Origin of the sequence: Neorhizobium turbinariae, assembly GCF_023223505.1 — a bacterium.
In the GTDB taxonomy this organism is placed as follows: domain Bacteria; phylum Pseudomonadota; class Alphaproteobacteria; order Rhizobiales; family Rhizobiaceae; genus Neorhizobium; species Neorhizobium turbinariae.
Map to the genome: position 1 here is coordinate 327,164 of NZ_JALPRY010000001.1, position 16,455 is coordinate 343,618.

Consider the following 16,455-nt stretch of genomic DNA (forward strand, 5'->3'; position numbering starts at 1 on the left):
TTAGAACATGGAGCCGGCTTGCGAAAGCCGGCTCCAGCCGAAAACCGTCCGCGTTCCCTTGGTGCGGCTTGCTGGATCAGAACGGCTTGATGATCGCCAGTCCGATGATGATGACCGCCGAGATGAGAATGATCGGCATGCCGAGGCGAACAAAGGCAGGCGGATCAAGCTTCGGATCGGCCTGCATGCGGCGCATCCAGCCCTGCTGCATGCCGTGAAGTGCGGAGAGCAGGATGACGAACAGCAGCTTGGCATGCAGCCAGCCGTCCGAGAAGCCGACATAGGCGACAATGAGCCAGATGCCGAAGATCCAGGCACCGGCGAGTGCTGCGGTGGTGACCGTGCGGTCATATTTGCGGAGAGCGGCAATCACGCCGACACGGATGGTGGGCGGCACCATGGAAATCACGAAGGCATTGATCAGCATGCCGGCGACGAGCAGGAAGTCCGACAGGACGTGCAGGTACTTGATCACGAAATACATCATAGAACATCAACTCCAAATAGCGGCTTCGGTGAAGCCAAGTTCAGCAAAATCTTGGGCGCGCAGCCGTTCTTCGTCTGCTGGGAAGAACTCGTCCAGCTGCGGCGGCTTGACCGACGTGCTCGATAACATGGAATGAATCTGGCCGCGGTGGTGAATCTGGTGCTGGAACAAATGTAGCAGGATGCGATCCCGACGCTCCACCTGGACATGGTCTGCCCGGGGAATGCGAACTTCGTCCGCCAGGGCCTTCCCATCCATGAGCCGACAGTGGTCGATGAGACGGCGGTCTGCGGTGCGCTGTTCGCGGTCGAGATCGGCGAAGGTGGGAAAGGGGATTTCCGGATCGAAGGCAGCTGCGCCAATGCAGTCGCCCTCAACCGCACTGATATACAGCCAGTCGACCGTCAGGTTGTGGTTCAGCGTGTGGATGATCGAAGGGAAGAAGCTCAGTCGCGGTGCGGCCAGTTCTTGCGCAGAGAGCTGTCCACATGCCTTCAACAGCCGGTGGTTGGCCCAGGCATTGTTATAAGCCTGAGCAAGAAGATAGCACTCCGGTGTCATGCGACTCCCTCCGATGCTGGCAACCTATCGGTGAAGCCCCCGGATGAGAAGACGAATTGTGCCGCCTGGACCTCCGGCTCGAAGCCGGTTAGGGCAATCTCTTGTCCAGGCGTTCGGAGCGGGTGCCGAGGCTGTCGGAGATTTCCTGCCAGATGCGACGCAGACGGCGAACATGCAGGTCGTCGGCAATCCAGGCCATCAGGTGCTCGACGCAGATCTTCAGCCGCTTCTCGTCGCGGCTGACATGCTCCCACGCCCATTTGCAATAGTCGTCGACGCTTGCCGCCTTGATTGTTTTGTCGGTGTCGGGGATCAGCGGCATGATCTTGCTCAAGCCTGCCGCCTCGCGCATCGTGTCGGTGCAGGCAAACAGGATGCCGGCATAGATCCTGTCAAACTCGTCGGGCCCATCGATGACAGTGGAGGATTTGGGTTTATCGGGATCTGGTGGTGTTTGGGCTTGGTCGCCTTGAGCCGGATCTGTCTTGCCGCCACCATCGTCGTCGCCCAAGCGGCTCTTGAAGTCGATGGCGCGCTCCAGATCGAAGATCGTGCGCACGTGCATTTCCCGTAGCAGCAGGAAACGCTCCAGCCCGACAATATGGCATAGCTGCGCCTGCGCTACCCAATCCACAGTCTGGTAGATGCCATAGGGTGACTCGACGTAGAGCATGATCGGGTTGTAGACCGCCAGGTTCTGAATATCGAAGATGCCGCATTCCTCCAACCGAAACCGGGTGAAGTAGTCGATCCCGTCGATGACATCGAGCGGCGTGGAACGCGTCAGCTTGTTGAAGCGGTCATCGTCCAGCTTCACCCAGGCGACAAGCGACTGAAGGCGCGTCAGCAGGAACTTGGTCGAACTTTGCGGCAGGAGTCCGAGCAGCGGCGCAAGCGCGATCCAGAGCCATGGCACGGCGCCGCATGGTCTCGGCTGAGGGTCAATCGATACAAGTTCGCCGATGCTCGCCAAGGGGTCGGGGAAGGCGGTGTAGAGAAAGATGACGATCAGGACGGAGGCGAATATCTCCACGGACTGCCGCAGGAAGGTATAGGCGGAGAGATCGAAGACGGCCAGGCTGCGCATGAAGATGCGCACTGCCGCGATGAAGGCGCCGGCGAAAGCGAGTGCGCCGACGATGCAGATCTCGCCATACAAAGTTTGAGGCGAGCAACAGGTGGCCGCAGCGCCGCCTGTGCACATGTCTGTCGCCCCTTCGACGTGCAGGCCGCCATCGATGACCTGAAACAGGTGCCGAAAGCCGGCGAAGGTCAGAGCACTAAAACCGATCGATGAGATCAGCAGCTTGTAGTCGCCAAGATTGCCGAACATGCGAGAGCGGCGAACGAGCTTCTGGATGTCCCTGGCCGTCTCGTCGGCGCTGCGCCGCACGTAGACGTCCGGCTCCGGCTGCAGGTCCGACACATACTTCGACGTGACGAATTCAAGCGATGGGTTGTAGCTGGTGGATGTGCCCGTTGTGTCGTCCGATCCCTTTTCTTCAGGTTTTGTGGCCGGATAGGAGACGATAAAATCGGCGATCACTCGCAGGCGATGGGCGCGGATCTCGTTGCGGGCAAAGATGAGGATGATCGGAACGAGTATCGCGATCGCGAGTGCAATCCAGCGGAAGGGATCGTCCGTGGTGAAGATGGCGTTGGCAGCGGTCGTTAGGTCGGCTTCTGCCCATTGTGCAAGTTGCTGCAGCACGACCTTCCCCCGATGGTTGCATCGAGAGATTACGATGTATCCGCCGCGTGTCTACCAATCGTAGACACGCGGAGGTTGCGCGGACGTCCTAGTCGTGAGCTTTTGTGAGTTGCGCGATTACCAGATGGCCAGGGCTCGGCTGCCCGTCCTGCATGCGCACGTTGATCTCGCTGAGGTCGACGATCTCGAAGCCGGTATCGGTGAGGCGCTCGCGGATATAGCTTTCGGAATGCAGGAAGCGTTGATGCGGACCGACGATATAGGGGCGGCCGTCATCGGCAGGCAGTGTTTCCGATGAGAAGATGAAGAACCCGTCCGGCACCATGTTTTCGGCAGCGCCGAAGAACAGCGGCTCCAGCGCGCCGAGATATGGCAGCACATCGGTCGCTGTGACGAGGTCAAACGGCTCGTCGTCGTTGTCTTCCAGAAAATCTTCGACCTCTGCCACGTAAAGCGTCTCGTAGAGGTCTTTCTCGTGGGCGATCTCGACCATGTTCTCGGAGATGTCGATGCCGGTGATGTCTCCCACCATGTCGCGCAGCGTGCCGCCGGTGAGGCCGGTGCCGCAACCGAGGTCGAGCATGCGCTTGAAGGGGCCGAGCTTAAGGTCCTGGAGGCGCTGGCGCACCATGACCGGGACGGCATAGCTCAGTTGCTCAACGAGGATATCCTCGAAGCTTTCGGCATGCTGATCGAATAGCGTCTCAACATAAGCGTCGGGCGCCTTGGGTGGTGTTTCACCGCGTCCCATGGAGGCAAGCCGGACGGCGGCGCCGCCGTGGTCCTCTGGGTCAATCTTGAGGACTTCTTCATAGGCCTTGGCCGCTGCATCGAAATCGCCGGCCTTCTCCAGCGCGAGCGCGCGGTTATAGGCCTCGGCCAGTGCTTCTTCGTCGATTTTCTTCATCGGCTCGTCCTTCGTTTGGGAGGCGTTTAAGCCCACCGTCCGTGTTTGTCCATGCAGTGGAACGGCCGGACCGGCTTCATCGTTCATCCGAAATGCAATCCTCCCGGAGTTCTCAAGCCATGGCAGCGGACCAGTCTCAGACGGTTCTGGAGCAGAATTTAGAGCGGCGTGCGCCATCGCTGCCGATCACCTCGTCCGAAAAAGCCAATATGATCATCCACTATTATCGTGGCGAGATGGGCAGGATGACGAGCTGGCGCGACCGGATCGACCGGACGTCGAACTGGGCGATCACCATGGTCGCGGCGCTGCTTTCGGTGTCATTGTCTACCTCCACATCGCACCATGGCGTGGTTCTGTTCGCGATGCTGCTGGTGTCGCTGCTGCTGCTGATCGAGGCGCGACGCTATCGCTTCTTCGACGTTTACCGGGCGCGGGTGCGAAAGCTGGAGCGCCATTACTTTGCACAGGCGCTTTACCCGCAGGCCGACCTGAAGCCCGACTGGGCGCAAGCGATTGCAACCAGCCTGCGCAACCCATGCTTCCTCATCAGCTACCGCGAAGCCTTGTTCCGGCGCATCCGGCGCAACTACGTCTGGATGTACCTGATCCTGCTCTGCGCATGGCTTCTCAAGATCACCACGCCGAAGCTGCTTCCCGACGAGCCGAAGACGGACAAGGTGTTTTCCGTCGCTGAAGCGATCAACAATGCAGCACTCGGCCCGCTGCCGGGCTGGATCGTGGTGGTGATCGTCGCAGCGCTCTATATCGGCATCATCTTCGCAGCCCTGCATCGCGAGCCCGACGACGGCGAGTTCGCGCATGGCGAGGTGCATGTGTGAAGCTGTGGCGCGCCTATGCTAGTGAAGCATGATCTCGCCCTTGACCGAGCGCCACTCGCTTGCCGAGATCAGCTTGCGGTGGACGTAGCGGACGGAGTGGAGGGGCCCGTCGAGCTTTTCCTGCCAGAACTTCAGGAAGCCGTTCATTTCAGGAAAGTCCGGCGCGAGATCGTAGTTCTGCCAGACGTAACTTTGCAGGACGGACGGGTGGTCGGGAAGGCGGTAGAAAATCTGGGCCGTGGTCAGGCCATAGCCCTTCAGCATCATTTCCATGTCAGACATCAGCGGTTCCCATATTGTCGCTCGAGTGGACGTCGGTGCGCCACCCGAATGGGAGCATGCCACGTTTAACACGGGCTTTACAATTCATCTTTATGTGCAGAAACGTGAATTAATTCAGATGTTTAGCAGCCGTATGCGCCGGCTGCTGCTAACGTTTCAGGTGACGGGTCAGCCGCGCTTCAAGGAACGCCCAGACGTGGCGCAGCACTTCCACGATCGCCAGGTAGAAGATCGCTGCCCAGAGGTAGGTCTGGTAGTCAAAGGTTCGTGAGAAGGCGTAGCGCGTTTCGCCCATCAGGTCATAGACAGTGACGATGGCGACAACCGCAGAGCCCTTGATCATCAGGATGATCTCGTTCCCGTAAGGGCGCAGCGCGACGATCAGCGCCTGCGGCAGGATGATCTTGCGGAAGGCAATGCTTTTCGAAATGCCAAGGGCGGCAGCACCTTCATGCTGGCCGCGCGGGACGCTTTCGATCGCGCCGCGCAGGATTTCGGCCTGGTAGGCGGCGGTGTTGAGAACGAAGGACAAAAGCCCGCAATACCAGGCGTCACGGAAGAACCACCACAAACCAACCGATTCCAGCTGCGGCTTGAAGCTGCCGAGGCCGTAGTAGATCAGGAAGAGCTGTGCGAGCAGCGGCGTGCTGCGGAAGACATAGACATAGGCGTAGGCGATGGCGCCTGCCACGCGGTTCTTCGACATCCGTGCGAAGGCGATCGGTACCGAAAGGGCCGCACCCAGGACCACCGAGATGCCGACAAGCGAGATCGTCGTCCAAAGCCCGTGGAGATAGCGCGGGCCGTAGCGGAGGAATTTGTCCTGGTTCCAGCCGTTGATGACCGTCAGCACCAGGCTGGCGGCCAGCAGCGCCCATAGCGCGAGAACAGAGATGCCAGCGATGCGCGCGACCGTGAGGCCTTGTTTCGTAGCCGCGGGAGCCGGGCGGGGCGGTATGAGCTCGGTGACGAAGCTCATCGGCGCACCTCCGAACGTCGTGCCCAGCGCTCGACATAACGCAGGCCAAAGGAGGAGATGACCGCAAGCGCCAGATACAGCAGGCAGGCGATGAAGTAGAAGAAAAACGCTTCCTTGCTTACGCGCGCGGCAATGCCCGTTTGCCGGACGATGTCGGCAAGGCCGATAACCGAGACATAGGACGTATCCTTGAGAAGGATCAGCCACAGGTTGGTGAGGCCGGGCAGCGCAATGCGGATGAGTTGCGGCAGGACGATCAGCCGCAGCGTGCGCCAGCGGCTCAAGCCAAGTGCTTCGCCAGCCTCGTACTGGCCATGCGGAATGGCCCGGAAGGCCGACAGCAGCACCTCGGACGAATAGGAAGAGAAGACCACCGCGAGCGCGATCATGCCGGCCAAGAAGGCGTTGATCTCCACGCGGCCTTCGTAGTTGAACCAGGCGAGTACTGCCTGCAGGCCAATCTGCATCCCGTAGTAGATGATGAAGAGGGTCAGCAGCTCCGGCAGGCCACGGAAGATCGTCGTATAGATGCCGGCCGCAAGCCGCAGCGTCTTGTCCTTGGACTGGGCCGCAAGTGCGATGAGGAAGCCGATGAACAAGCCGACCGGCACGGTCGCGACCGCCAGCGTGATCGTGACCAGGACCCCGAACGCGATCTCATCGCCCCAGCCCGCATCACCGCAGGCAATGAGGCTGTTGGAGCCGAACAGGGAGAAGATCCCGATCGGCCCGCAAAGCGGATCAAGCGCGCCAAAAAGGGCGGAGAAGATTCCGCTCATGCAATAAGTTTCCCTGCGGCTTTGCTGCCGCTTAATCTTGTGTGCCCGCCATTAAAAAGAAAAACGGCGGAAGGGCAACCCTTCCGCCGCATTGTGCGATCAAAGCTGTGACTTACTTGTCGCCGTATACGTCGAAATCGAAGTACTTGTCCTGCACCTGCTTGTACTTGCCGTTTTCGCGGATGGCAGCGATGGCCGCGGTGAACTTGTCGGCCAGAGCCTGTTCGCCCTTGCGGACGGCAACGCCGGCGCCTTCGCCGTTGATCTCCGGATCGAGCGGCAGGGGAGCGAGGATCTTGCAGCAGCTGCCAGCGTCCGACTTCACCCATTCCGTCAGTACGACGATGTCGTCGACCACGGCGTCAACGCGGCCGTTGGAGAGGTCGAGCTTGTATTCGTCAGCCGTCGGGTAAAGCTTCGGCTCGGAATCGGGGAAGTGCTTTTCGACATAATTCGAGTGGCTTGTCGAACCCTGCGCGCCGATGGCCTTGCCCTTCAGCGATTCCGCCGTGGCTTCGGTGAGCGGCGAGTCCTTCGGTACGGCGATGGCTGGCGGGGTGTTGTAGTACTTCTTGGAGAAGGTCACCTGCTCCTTGCGCTCCGGGGTGATCGACATCGAAGCGATAATGGCGTCAAACTTCTTCGACTGCAGGGCAGGAATGATGCCGTCCCAGTCATTGGTGACGAACGTGCAGGTTACCTTCATCTCCTCGCAAAGCGCCTTGGCCATGTCGATGTCGAAGCCGGTCAGTTCGCCGTTTGCCTCAAGATTGTTGAAGGGCGGGTATGCGCCTTCGGTGCCGATAACGAGCTTTTCCTGAGCCATGGCGGAGCCGGCAAAAAGCGAAAGCGCCGCGATGGAAGCGGCGGCAAGGAAGCGATGGGAGATGTTCATGATGATCCTCTCTGTTGGCGGCCTCACGGCGTCTTGATCTTCTTCGCCGGAGGAGGCGAGCGCGTGGTAGCGCCAGCCACGCCTATAGATACATGCCCCGCTGAAATTGCAACGCATTTTACGTGCACGTCGCGCCACCTCACCATGAACGGCACGTTCAGCCGTGGTTCACGCCACGGCACGAAGATGTGTTGGAACAAAGATGGTGCGAGACGCATTGGTGGGCGCGCAAGTCTGCCCCAGCCGGCACCAAAGGACGCGCTTCGAAGGGATGACACCCAGGAAAAGGAATTGTCGATGTCACTTAAAGCCAAACTGTTCGCCAGTGTCGCGGCGCCGATCGTCGCGCTGCCGCTGATGATCCAGCCGGCGGCTGCCGTGCCGCTGAAGCCGGTAATGAATACCGAGACAGCGTCGGATGTCATCCATGTCCAGGAGAAGATCATCGTTCCTGAGGATGGCGACGAAGGTGGCGGCGAGCGCGAACGTCCGCGTCGCCGCGAGAGTGCAGGTGAGGGCGAGGGCGCCGGTGAAGGCCAGGGCCAGGGTCGCCGCGCCCAGCGTGAGCAGGCGCCGGCCGAGGAGGAGCCCGCAAAGCCCCGTCGCCAGCGTCCTGCAGAGGCCGAGGCACCGGCTGCGGAAGCGCCCGCCGCAGAAGCTCCGGCACGTGAACGTCCACGCCGACAGCAGGCTGAAGGCAGCGAAGGTGGCAACGAGCAGCCACGCCGTCAGCGCCAGGAAGCGGGACAGGATGATGGTGGCGCCGAGCGGCCGCGTCGCGAGCGACAGCAGGCTGCACCGGAAGCCGAAAAGCCTAGCACGCAGGAGGCGCAGCAGCCGCGCGATGCCGCGCCGGAAGGCAATGACCGCCAGGAGCGCCGCAATGCGCGCGATCGCAAGGCAGCGCCAGAGGCGGACCAGGCTGAAACACCGGCTGAGCGTCCCCGCGGCAGCGACACTGCAGCGACGCCCGAAAAGCAGCCGGAGAAGCCAGCCCGCCGCAACACGGAGCGCAAGGACGCAGAGACCGGCACTGACGCTGCGCAGGATCAGGCCTCGCCTCGCGACGCCAAACCCGGTGACGCAAAGCCAGGCGACGTAGCGCCCGGTCGCAATGCCCCTGCACAGGCACGCCCCGGCGTGACGACCGATGCTCAGGCGCCGCAGCGCGAGACGACCGAAGGGCAGCCAGCAGCTGAGGCTCCTGCCGCTCCGGGCGCGCCGGGAACCGGACAGGCAGCTCCGGCACAGGGACAGCCGGGCGAAGCGACGACCGCGCAGACGCCGGAACAGGTGGAGCGCGCCAAGGAACTGGCACGTGATCCCGCTTCCGCACAAGACGGCGAGCAGGTCGTGTTGCCGGTTGAAAACGGTGCTGCCGTGCTCGACAGCGCCAAGGAAACGCCTCGGGCACGGGATCGCTCCGGGAATGACCGGCCACGGCGCCCGCAAGGTCAGCAGGCCGAGCAGCAGCCTTCCGCGCCTCCGACCTCCGATGCAGAAGCCCAGGGTTCGACCCGCCTGACGCGTGAGCAGGAGGAAAACTTCCGTGCGCTTGCCGAACAGCGTGGCGAGCGACTGGACCGTCGTCCGGACTTCGACCGCCCGCGTGGCTGGGAAGTTCGTGGTGGCAACCGTGACGGCGGCAACCGCCGCGACCGTGACGATGACCGCGTGATCATCACCATCGACAACCAGACGATCGTTCGCCACGACGACAGCCGTCGTTTCTGGCGCGATGGCCGCGAGCCGGAATACGAGCGCCTGGATGATGGACGCGTGCGTGAAATCATCGTCCGCGATGACGGCACCCGCATCGTTACGATCCGCAACCGCTATGGCGAAGTGGTTCGCCGGACGCGCGAGGTTCGTGGTGGCGAGGAGTACGTGCTTTATTACGCACCTGATCTCATCGATAACCGTCGCGGCGAGGACTATGTGTGGCGTGATCCGGGCGACGACCTGCCGCCCATGCGTCTCACCGTTCCGCTCGAGGAGTACATCATCGACACCTCGTCGGAGCCGGATCGCGACTACTACGAGTTCCTCGAACAGCCGCCGGTGGAACGTGTCGAGCGCGTCTACTCGCTGGACGAAGTGCGCTATTCAGCCCGTATTCGTGACAAGGTGCGCCGTATCGACCTCGATACCATCACCTTCGCGACCGGCAGCGCCGAGATCCCGATGAACCAGGCAACGTCGCTTCGCAAGGTAGCGGATGCGATCAACAAGGTTCTCGAGAAGGACCCGTCGGAGACCTTCCTGATCGAAGGCCACACCGACGCCGTGGGCTCGGATGAAAGCAACCTTGTGCTTTCCGACCGGCGTGCGGAAAGCGTGGCTCAGGTTCTGACGGACGCGTTCGGCATCCCGCCGGAAAACCTGGCGACGCAGGGTTATGGCGAGCGCTACCTTAAGGTTCGCACGGAAGCGGCGAACCAGGAAAACCGGCGCGTGACCGTTCGGCGTATCACGCCGCTCGTAAAGCCGGTCGCTGCCCGGCAGTAAGGGGCAGGGACAGAACTCGTGAAGCCGCCGGTAACCCCGGCGGCTTTTTCATGTCGGCTTTATACCGAGAGTGTCGAGGATGAAGGTGGTGATTTCCGGGGCATCATTGAGATCGAAGACAGGTAGATGACCGGCCTCTACCGCGTGATCGGCGGCGATGGCCACGACATGCGGATCGTTCGGATAAAGCGGCTCGCGACTGCGGGCCTCCCGGCGCCGTGCCTCGATCTTCGGAATAGGCTCACGCTTGTAACCTTCGACAAGGACGAGATCGCAGGGAGCGAGGCGGGCTAGGATTTCATCAAGTGTGGGTTCGGTCTCGTCACGTAGCTCGTGCATGATCGCGAAGCGTTTGCCCGAGACGATCGCGACTTCCGTCGCGCCTGCCTGGCGGTGGCGAAAGGAGTCGGCGCCCGGCTTGTCGATATCGAAGTCGTGATGCGCATGCTTGACGGTGGAGACGCGGTAGCCGCGCGCCGTCAGCTCTGCGACAAGCCGCTCCGTCAGCCCGGTCTTGCCGGAGTTCTTCCAGCCGGAAATGCCAAAGACACGATGACCGTTCATGTCAGTTCGTCCGCAAACCGCCGCGCCAGTTCGAGATCGTCCGGCGTATTGATATTGAGGAAGGGATCGAGCAGCCCCTGCGGCGTCTCCTTGAATGGGAAATCCACCGTCACCGTCGGGTGACGTCGCAAGAAAGCATGGATGCGGCGGTTGTCCGGTTCGGCAAGCCATGCCTCAAGATCATCGGCGAGGCTGACGGGCCAGAGGCCGAAGACGGGGTGGTCGCGCCCGCCGGAACTGGCGATTATCACGTCGTTGTTCTCTCTCACCGCTGCTGATAGCTGGCTGACGAGGTCCGTCGGCAGGAATGGGCTGTCGGATGGGACCGTCAGCAGGTGCGTCTGGTCTGGATGCGAACCCTTCGCATGTCTGAGCCCTGCCAACACGCCGGCGAGCGGCCCGATCTGTCCATTCAACGTATCCGGGACGCGCGGAAGCTTGGGCAGTTCCGTGAAAGTAGTGGGAGCATTGAGGTAGACCGACGAGACCTGTGGCATCAGCCGCCGGACGATGTGGCGGAGGATCGTGTCGCTGCCGATGGTCAGCAGCGTCTTCTCCTCGCCCATCCGGCTCGACTTGCCGCCCGCGAGGATCAGGGCAGGTGGGAGTGATTTCACGGATTTGCCTGCGCGCCGGCAGCCTCTTCATTGCGCTCGACCTGCCGCACATAGACCGATGCCGCGATGGCGAGCACGGTCGAAACCGCCATGATGGCAAGAAGCGGCCAACCACCACTGCCTGGGGTGAGCACGGCGCCAGCAATCATCGAGAACGCGGCCCCACCGCCGACGGTGATCGCGCCGCCCAGGCCGGAAGCAGAACCCGCGAGCTTGGGACGGACACTGACGACCCCAGCATTGGAGCTTGGCAAGGTCAGGCCGTTGCCGACGCCGGTCAGCGCCAGCGGTGCGAAGAAGGCGGTCGCGGAGTCTACGCCGGTCAGCAGCGCCAGTGCCGTAACCATTATGCCAATGAGGCTGACGACGCTGCCCGAAATCATCATGGTCATGGTGCCGAAGCGCTTGGTGTAGCGACCGGCGATGAAGTTGCCCACCATGTAGCCCGCGGCGATCAGGAAGAACTGCACGCCAAGCATCGTCGGCGTCAGGTTGTAGATCGCAGTTCCAATGAAGGGCGCACCGCCGAGGAAGGCAAAGAACACGCCGGACGAGAAGGTGGAGGTGAGGGCATAACCCCAGAAGCGGCGTGAGCGGAACAGATCGGGCCAGCTCTTGAACTGTGCGGCAAAACTTGCCGCCGGCGTCTTGTTGGTTTCGCCGAGGTCCGCGGATACCAGGAGCAGCGTCAGCACGCCGAGAAACAGCATCAGCACGAAATTGGCTTCCCAGCCGAAGAGGTCGTTGAGCGTTCCGCCAACGGTGGGCGCTACCATCGGGATCAGCGACATGCCCATGGTGACATAGGCGATCATGGAGGCTGCGCTTTCCATCGGCACCGTGTCGCGGATGATGGCGCGCGGCAGCACGAAACCGGCAACGACGGTCGTCTGCAGCAGCCGCCCGAACATGAAGATTTCGACGCTCGGCGCGGCGAGGCAGACCACCGTGCCGACCAGCATCACCAGCAGCGCTCCGATCATCACCCGGCGCCGGCCAAAGATGTCGGAAAGCGGCCCGATCACCAGCTGGAGGAGGGCGGTGCCGGCGATGTAGCCGGACACCGCAAACTGCATGACATGGTATTCGGTGCCGAAATGCACCGCCATGGCCGCCAGCGAAGGGAGGAAGACGTTGAGCGAAAGGGCGCCAAGACCGGCGCAGATCACGAGGGTGAGGATGTGAGGCGGGCTTTGTTTATCCAGAAACCTGGTTTGCTGCACGTCGTCTTCCTTCTTCTCGCCCGGATGTCACGCGGGGGGAGCGGCGCTTGCCTTGTCTGCGAGGTCAATCCGCCGCTTGCGCTCACGATATAGGGTGTAGAGGCCGGAACAGATAACGATGGCGGCGCCCATCAGCATGTAGCTGTTCGGATGCTCGCCGAAAATGAACATGCCGATGAGCAGTGCCCAGATGAGGCTCGTGTAGCGGAACTGCGCAACGAAGGAGATTTCACCTTCGCGCATCGCCTTCACAATCGACTGGTAACCTGCAAACACTAGGACGGATGCGAGCGCCAGGTGGCTGAAGGCTGTCAGGCTCATCGGCTGCCAGCCACCCATCGGCACGATCAGCAGCGTGCCGATCACCGTGTTGGCAAGACAGGTGAACAACGTCACTGTGAGCGTCGGGATGTTGGCCTTGATGCGCCGGGTGATGAGATCGCGCGAGGCGGTGAACAGCATCGCGGCGATGCCGACCAACGCGGCGGAAGAGAAACCTTCCGGGCCGGGCCGGATGATCAAGAGCACGCCGACGAGGCCCACACTGATCGCGGCCCAGCGACGCCAGCCGACCGGCTCGCCCAGGAAGAGCGCAGCACCCAGGGTAACGACAAGCGGCAGCGACTGCATGATCGACGACAGCGCGGCGAATTCGATATGCGCCAGCGCATAAAGAAAGGTCAGCGTTGCGCCGATCTCAGCGCCCGTGCGCAAAAGCACCAGCGGCTGCAGCATGGAGCCGAGCGAAAGGCGAACGCCGGAATATCGGGCGACGCCGTAGACGATCGCCACGGTGAGCACGCCGCGGACCGACATGATCTGCGCTGTCGTAAGCTCTGATGTGACGGATTTGGTCAGCGCGTCGTTGCAGGTGAATGAGGCCATTGCCAGCGCCATGAACAGCGCTCCCCGCGAATTCTCCGACCACTGCATAAACGACGACTCCTCTGTGCGAAGTGTCTTAGAGCAATGGCATAGTGCTCGCCAGTACAGATTCCGGCGAAGCCGACCTGCCGAAGAAATTTAGGTGAGGGCGGGGGGGGGCGTCACCCCCCGGTGACACTCATGTGCCGCGCGACAGCCGGCCTGTTGTGTGTGCGGTCGATGATGAAGTCGTGGCCTTTAGGCTTGCGGCCAATCGCTTCATCAATGGCTGCGGAGAGATAATCGTTGCTGTCGGAGGCACGCAGCGCGGTGCGCAGGTCAGCAGCATCGTTCTGGCCGAGGCACATGTAGAGCGTGCCGGTGCAGGTGAGGCGGACGCGGTTGCAGCTTTCGCAGAAATTATGCGTCATTGGCGTGATGAAGCCGAGCCGTCCACCGGTTTCCTTCACCTCCACATAGCGGGCTGGCCCTCCGGTTTGGTAGGGAATGTCGACCAGCGTGAACTGCTCTTCCAGATCAGCTCGCAGTTTGGAAAGCGGGAGATACTGGTCCGTGCGGTCCTCGTCGATCTCCCCCATCGGCATGGTTTCGATGACGGTGAGGTCCATGCCGCGGCCATGCGCGAAGCGGATCATCTCCGGGATTTCGAACTCGTTGAAGCCCTTGAGAGCGACGGCATTGAGCTTGATCTTCAAGCCAGCATCCTGAGCCGCCTGGATGCCTTCCATGACCTTGTTCAGGTCACCCCAGCGGGTAATCGACTTGAACTTGGCAGCGTCGAGAGTGTCGAGGGAGACATTTATGCGACGGACGCCGCAGTCGTAGAGCTCGTCAGCGTAACGCGCGAGCTGCGAGCCGTTGGTCGTCAGCGTCAGTTCATCGAGAGCGCCAGCCTCGATGTGCTCTCCCAGCTGGCGGATGAGGTACATGATGTTCTTGCGCACCAGCGGTTCGCCGCCGGTCAGGCGAAGCTTGCGCACGCCCGTTGCGATGAAGGCGGAACAGAGCCGCTCCAGTTCCTCCAGCGTAAGCAGGTCCTTTTTCGGGAGGAAGGTCATGTTCTCCGCCATGCAATATGTGCAGCGGAAATCGCAGCGGTCCGTGACGGAGACCCGCAGGTAAGTCACGGCACGGCCGAAAGGATCGATCATCGGTGCCTTGTCAGACACCAATGGCGAGGCTCCCTGGAAAGGTCCTGCAAAACTGTTCACGTGGCGGTTCTCCCTCGCCACCAAAGGTGGGCACTTTGGCGGGAGGCGTCAAGTGCGGCATGCGCTCTCTGCCCGGTTGACGCGCATAGTGCTTGCCGCGGTGGCGCCAAGCCCATAAGTCAGCAGGCAAAGCATGGATGGAGAACCGCATGAGCGACAACTGGCCCACGGAACTGAAGGTCTCGAAGGACCGGCAGACGCTGACAGTGACATTCGACGATGGCCAGGTCTTTGCCCTGCCGGCGGAAATGATGCGGGTCCTCTCGCCATCGGCCGAAGTGCAGGGCCATGGGCCGGGCCAGAAGGTGACGGTTCCCGGTAAACGCCATGTCGGTATCCGCGCCATCGTGCCGACCGGCAATTATGCCGCGCGGATCGCGTTCGATGATGGTCACGACAGCGGGATCTTCACCTGGTCATATCTGCGTGAACTCGGTGAACGCGGTGCCGACCTGTTTGCTGCCTATGAAGCGGAGCTTGCCGAGAAGGGCTTGAGCCGCGATCCCAAGCGATCCTGAACCGCAACCTTACTCCTCAATGGCCTCCTCCGCCGCGGGCTCTTCCAAGAGCCCGGACTGGAGGCGGTGGACGAGCCGTTCCATGGTGTCGGCCATCGCCATGCACTGCTCAAGCGGTTCATTGGCAAGCGTCCGTTCGATGAGCGAGGTCTGCACCTCCATCGCCTGTTCGGTCACGATGCGACCGGCTTTCGTTAGGTAAAGGCGCAAGACGCGCTTGTCCTTCTCGTCGCCGCGGCGTTCGATGAGGCCGCGCTTTTCCATCTGCGGAAGCGCCATGCTCATGTTGGAGCGCCCGACAAGGAGCTTGCGGGCGAGTTCCTGCTGCGAAATCCCTTCGAAGCGATAGAGGTTGATCAGGATGTCGAGATGCGGCGGCTTGATGTCGAGCGCCGCCAGTTCCCGCGCCAGTACGCTCTGCATCATCTGGCAGGCTCTTGCGACGGCAATCCAGCTGCGAAAGCGCGGATGGTCCCAAGGGAGGGATTGCTTTTTGTTCATTGTTGTACTGTATTGTTCAGCATTGAACTTTCTTAGGTGTCTCACTATGGCAAAGTTTGGGCTGAAGGTCATCCGTTTCGGGTTTGCAAGTCTCGGGCCTCTTTATCCGCGGCTCGCCGCGTCGCTCGCGTTCAAGCTCTTCTGTCTCACACCATCGCGACGACCGAAAGGGCACAAGGCAGCAGCGATGCAGGCGGAAGGTCTCCGCAAGCTTGCTTCGGCGCGGAAGATCCCATTCCAAGCTGGCCGATCGACGGTGATGTCATATCATCTGAACACCGAGACGGGTGCCAGGAAGCCGCGTTGGCTCGTCGTGCATGGCTGGGGCTCGAACGCCGCCTATATCGCTTCGCTGCCGGTTGGCCTTGCGGAGGCCGGGGCACATGTGGTGGCTCTTGATCTTCCCGGACATGGATTGTCCAGCGGTCGCAGCCTCAACATGAAGCAGGCGGCCGAAGTTATCGTCCAGGCGGACAGGCAGTTTGGGCCATTTGATGCCGTTGTAGGGCATTCCTTCGGCGGTGCGTCCCTGCTGCTGACGCTCGGTAAGGTATTCAAGGGCGTTGGCACGATCTCGCCGGCAAAGGCGGTCGTCATCGGCTCGCCGAGCCATATCCAGTGGATCTTTGACGGTTTCGCGCGGATGGTCGGGCTGTCGCCCAAGGTCAGGGAGCTGATGATCCATTACGCGGAGAAAATCGCCGGCGCTCCGCTTGATGATTTCGACACCATTGCCGCAGCCACGCGCTCCAGCACTCCGCTGCTGGTGATCCATGCAGAGGATGACAAGGAAGTGGCGGCTGAACACGCGCGTCGTTTCGGAGAGGTTGATACCGCCAAGGTGCATTGGGCCAATGGGCTCGGGCATCGTCGAATCGTTAGCGACGCCGGCGTGATCAGCACGATCGCGCAGTTCCTGACGGCAGAGACTGCCGCATCGCGGGCAGAAGGCAAGGACGCCGCCGCTTGATGCCTGGGTGCCGTC

18 protein-coding genes are annotated in these 16,455 nt (G+C 61.6%); 4 read left to right on the forward strand and 14 right to left on the reverse strand.

Annotated features, from left to right (window positions below):
* Positions 1 to 76 precede the first annotated feature (76 nt).
* From M0654_RS01500 to M0654_RS01515, 4 genes are all read right to left on the reverse strand, one after another.
* The gene (locus M0654_RS01500) at positions 77 to 487 is read right to left on the reverse strand and encodes a CopD family protein (protein ID WP_248681521.1); all 411 of its coding nucleotides are present in this window, start codon (positions 485 to 487) and stop codon (positions 77 to 79) included.
* Between the two features lie 6 nt (positions 488 to 493).
* Positions 494 to 1,048, reverse strand: coding sequence for a DinB family protein (locus M0654_RS01505; protein WP_248681522.1), 555 nt, complete (start codon positions 1,046 to 1,048; stop codon positions 494 to 496).
* 88 nt (positions 1,049 to 1,136) lie between these two features.
* Complete coding sequence (locus tag M0654_RS01510; RefSeq protein ID WP_248681523.1) at positions 1,137 to 2,759, reverse strand: hypothetical protein; 1,623 nt, start codon at positions 2,757 to 2,759, stop codon at positions 1,137 to 1,139.
* Positions 2,760 to 2,847: 88 nt separating this feature from the next.
* Positions 2,848 to 3,666, reverse strand: coding sequence for a class I SAM-dependent DNA methyltransferase (locus tag M0654_RS01515; protein WP_248681524.1), 819 nt, complete (start codon positions 3,664 to 3,666; stop codon positions 2,848 to 2,850).
* Positions 3,667 to 3,785: 119 nt separating this feature from the next.
* Here M0654_RS01515 and M0654_RS01520 point away from each other — a divergent pair, with 119 nt between their 5' ends.
* On the forward strand, positions 3,786 to 4,508 hold the full coding sequence (locus M0654_RS01520; protein WP_248681525.1) for a DUF2270 domain-containing protein: 723 nt from the start codon (positions 3,786 to 3,788) through the stop codon (positions 4,506 to 4,508).
* Between the two features lie 18 nt (positions 4,509 to 4,526).
* On the opposite strand, the gene M0654_RS01525 is transcribed toward M0654_RS01520, so the two are convergent.
* The 4 genes from M0654_RS01525 to M0654_RS01540 form a co-directional block, all read right to left on the reverse strand.
* The gene (locus tag M0654_RS01525) at positions 4,527 to 4,793 is read right to left on the reverse strand and encodes an usg protein (RefSeq protein WP_118851555.1); all 267 of its coding nucleotides are present in this window, start codon (positions 4,791 to 4,793) and stop codon (positions 4,527 to 4,529) included.
* 145 nt (positions 4,794 to 4,938) lie between these two features.
* The gene (locus tag M0654_RS01530) at positions 4,939 to 5,769 is read right to left on the reverse strand and encodes an ABC transporter permease (RefSeq protein ID WP_248681526.1); all 831 of its coding nucleotides are present in this window, start codon (positions 5,767 to 5,769) and stop codon (positions 4,939 to 4,941) included.
* A complete protein-coding gene (locus tag M0654_RS01535) occupies positions 5,766 to 6,548 on the reverse strand; it encodes an ABC transporter permease (RefSeq protein ID WP_118849933.1) in 783 nt (260 codons plus the stop codon). The genes M0654_RS01530 and M0654_RS01535 overlap by 4 nt, the downstream gene beginning before the upstream one ends.
* Positions 6,549 to 6,660: 112 nt before the next feature.
* Positions 6,661 to 7,443 carry a transporter substrate-binding domain-containing protein gene (locus M0654_RS01540; RefSeq protein WP_118849932.1) on the reverse strand — a complete coding sequence of 261 codons (783 nt, stop codon included), beginning with the start codon at positions 7,441 to 7,443 and terminating at the stop codon, positions 6,661 to 6,663.
* Between the two features lie 297 nt (positions 7,444 to 7,740).
* Here M0654_RS01540 and M0654_RS01545 point away from each other — a divergent pair, with 297 nt between their 5' ends.
* Positions 7,741 to 9,951, forward strand: coding sequence for an OmpA family protein (locus M0654_RS01545; protein ID WP_248681527.1), 2,211 nt, complete (start codon positions 7,741 to 7,743; stop codon positions 9,949 to 9,951).
* 48 nt (positions 9,952 to 9,999) lie between these two features.
* Here the strand turns inward: M0654_RS01545 and mobB are convergent, their stop codons facing one another.
* The 5 genes from mobB to moaA form a co-directional block, all read right to left on the reverse strand.
* Positions 10,000 to 10,515: a molybdopterin-guanine dinucleotide biosynthesis protein B gene (mobB, locus tag M0654_RS01550; protein WP_248681528.1), complete on the reverse strand. Its 516-nt coding sequence runs from the start codon at positions 10,513 to 10,515 to the stop codon at positions 10,000 to 10,002.
* Entirely contained in the window at positions 10,512 to 11,132 is a 621-nt protein-coding gene (gene mobA, locus M0654_RS01555; RefSeq protein WP_313791063.1) for a molybdenum cofactor guanylyltransferase MobA, read from the reverse strand. The genes mobB and mobA overlap by 4 nt, the downstream gene beginning before the upstream one ends.
* Positions 11,129 to 12,355 carry a multidrug effflux MFS transporter gene (locus tag M0654_RS01560; RefSeq protein ID WP_248681529.1) on the reverse strand — a complete coding sequence of 409 codons (1,227 nt, stop codon included), beginning with the start codon at positions 12,353 to 12,355 and terminating at the stop codon, positions 11,129 to 11,131. Before M0654_RS01560 ends, mobA begins: the two co-directional genes overlap by 4 nt.
* A gap of 27 nt (positions 12,356 to 12,382) precedes the next feature.
* Positions 12,383 to 13,288, reverse strand: coding sequence for a DMT family transporter (locus M0654_RS01565; RefSeq protein WP_248681530.1), 906 nt, complete (start codon positions 13,286 to 13,288; stop codon positions 12,383 to 12,385).
* A gap of 113 nt (positions 13,289 to 13,401) precedes the next feature.
* Positions 13,402 to 14,391 (reverse strand): GTP 3',8-cyclase MoaA, encoded by a 990-nt coding sequence (moaA, locus tag M0654_RS01570; RefSeq protein WP_248681624.1) that lies wholly within the window; start codon positions 14,389 to 14,391, stop codon positions 13,402 to 13,404.
* Between the two features lie 209 nt (positions 14,392 to 14,600).
* Here moaA and M0654_RS01575 point away from each other — a divergent pair, with 209 nt between their 5' ends.
* Positions 14,601 to 14,969, forward strand: a complete 369-nt coding sequence (locus M0654_RS01575) for a gamma-butyrobetaine hydroxylase-like domain-containing protein (protein ID WP_248681531.1) — start codon at positions 14,601 to 14,603, stop codon at positions 14,967 to 14,969.
* A gap of 9 nt (positions 14,970 to 14,978) precedes the next feature.
* Here the strand turns inward: M0654_RS01575 and M0654_RS01580 are convergent, their stop codons facing one another.
* Positions 14,979 to 15,470, reverse strand: a complete 492-nt coding sequence (locus M0654_RS01580) for a MarR family winged helix-turn-helix transcriptional regulator (protein WP_248681532.1) — start codon at positions 15,468 to 15,470, stop codon at positions 14,979 to 14,981.
* Positions 15,471 to 15,516: 46 nt separating this feature from the next.
* On the opposite strand from M0654_RS01580, the gene M0654_RS01585 reads away from it, so the two are divergent.
* Positions 15,517 to 16,440 (forward strand): alpha/beta hydrolase, encoded by a 924-nt coding sequence (locus tag M0654_RS01585; RefSeq protein WP_248681533.1) that lies wholly within the window; start codon positions 15,517 to 15,519, stop codon positions 16,438 to 16,440.
* Positions 16,441 to 16,455: the final 15 nt, after the last annotated feature.

Bases quoted from the DNA above. Each gene is read 5' to 3' on its own strand.
- M0654_RS01500 (WP_248681521.1), bottom strand. From the start codon at position 487: ATGATGTATTTCGTGATCAAGTACCTGCACGTCCTGTCGGACTTCCTG.
- M0654_RS01505 (WP_248681522.1), bottom strand. From the start codon at position 1,048: ATGACACCGGAGTGCTATCTTCTTGCTCAGGCTTATAACAATGCCTGG.
- M0654_RS01515 (WP_248681524.1), bottom strand. From the start codon at position 3,666: ATGAAGAAAATCGACGAAGAAGCACTGGCCGAGGCCTATAACCGCGCG.
- M0654_RS01520 (WP_248681525.1), top strand. From the start codon at position 3,786: ATGGCAGCGGACCAGTCTCAGACGGTTCTGGAGCAGAATTTAGAGCGG.
- M0654_RS01530 (WP_248681526.1), bottom strand. From the start codon at position 5,769: ATGAGCTTCGTCACCGAGCTCATACCGCCCCGCCCGGCTCCCGCGGCT.
- M0654_RS01535 (WP_118849933.1), bottom strand. From the start codon at position 6,548: ATGAGCGGAATCTTCTCCGCCCTTTTTGGCGCGCTTGATCCGCTTTGC.
- M0654_RS01540 (WP_118849932.1), bottom strand. From the start codon at position 7,443: ATGAACATCTCCCATCGCTTCCTTGCCGCCGCTTCCATCGCGGCGCTT.
- M0654_RS01545 (WP_248681527.1), top strand. From the start codon at position 7,741: ATGTCACTTAAAGCCAAACTGTTCGCCAGTGTCGCGGCGCCGATCGTC.
- mobB (WP_248681528.1), bottom strand. From the start codon at position 10,515: ATGAACGGTCATCGTGTCTTTGGCATTTCCGGCTGGAAGAACTCCGGC.
- M0654_RS01565 (WP_248681530.1), bottom strand. From the start codon at position 13,288: ATGCAGTGGTCGGAGAATTCGCGGGGAGCGCTGTTCATGGCGCTGGCA.
- moaA (WP_248681624.1), bottom strand. From the start codon at position 14,391: ATGATCGATCCTTTCGGCCGTGCCGTGACTTACCTGCGGGTCTCCGTC.
- M0654_RS01575 (WP_248681531.1), top strand. From the start codon at position 14,601: ATGAGCGACAACTGGCCCACGGAACTGAAGGTCTCGAAGGACCGGCAG.
- M0654_RS01580 (WP_248681532.1), bottom strand. From the start codon at position 15,470: ATGAACAAAAAGCAATCCCTCCCTTGGGACCATCCGCGCTTTCGCAGC.
- M0654_RS01585 (WP_248681533.1), top strand. From the start codon at position 15,517: ATGGCAAAGTTTGGGCTGAAGGTCATCCGTTTCGGGTTTGCAAGTCTC.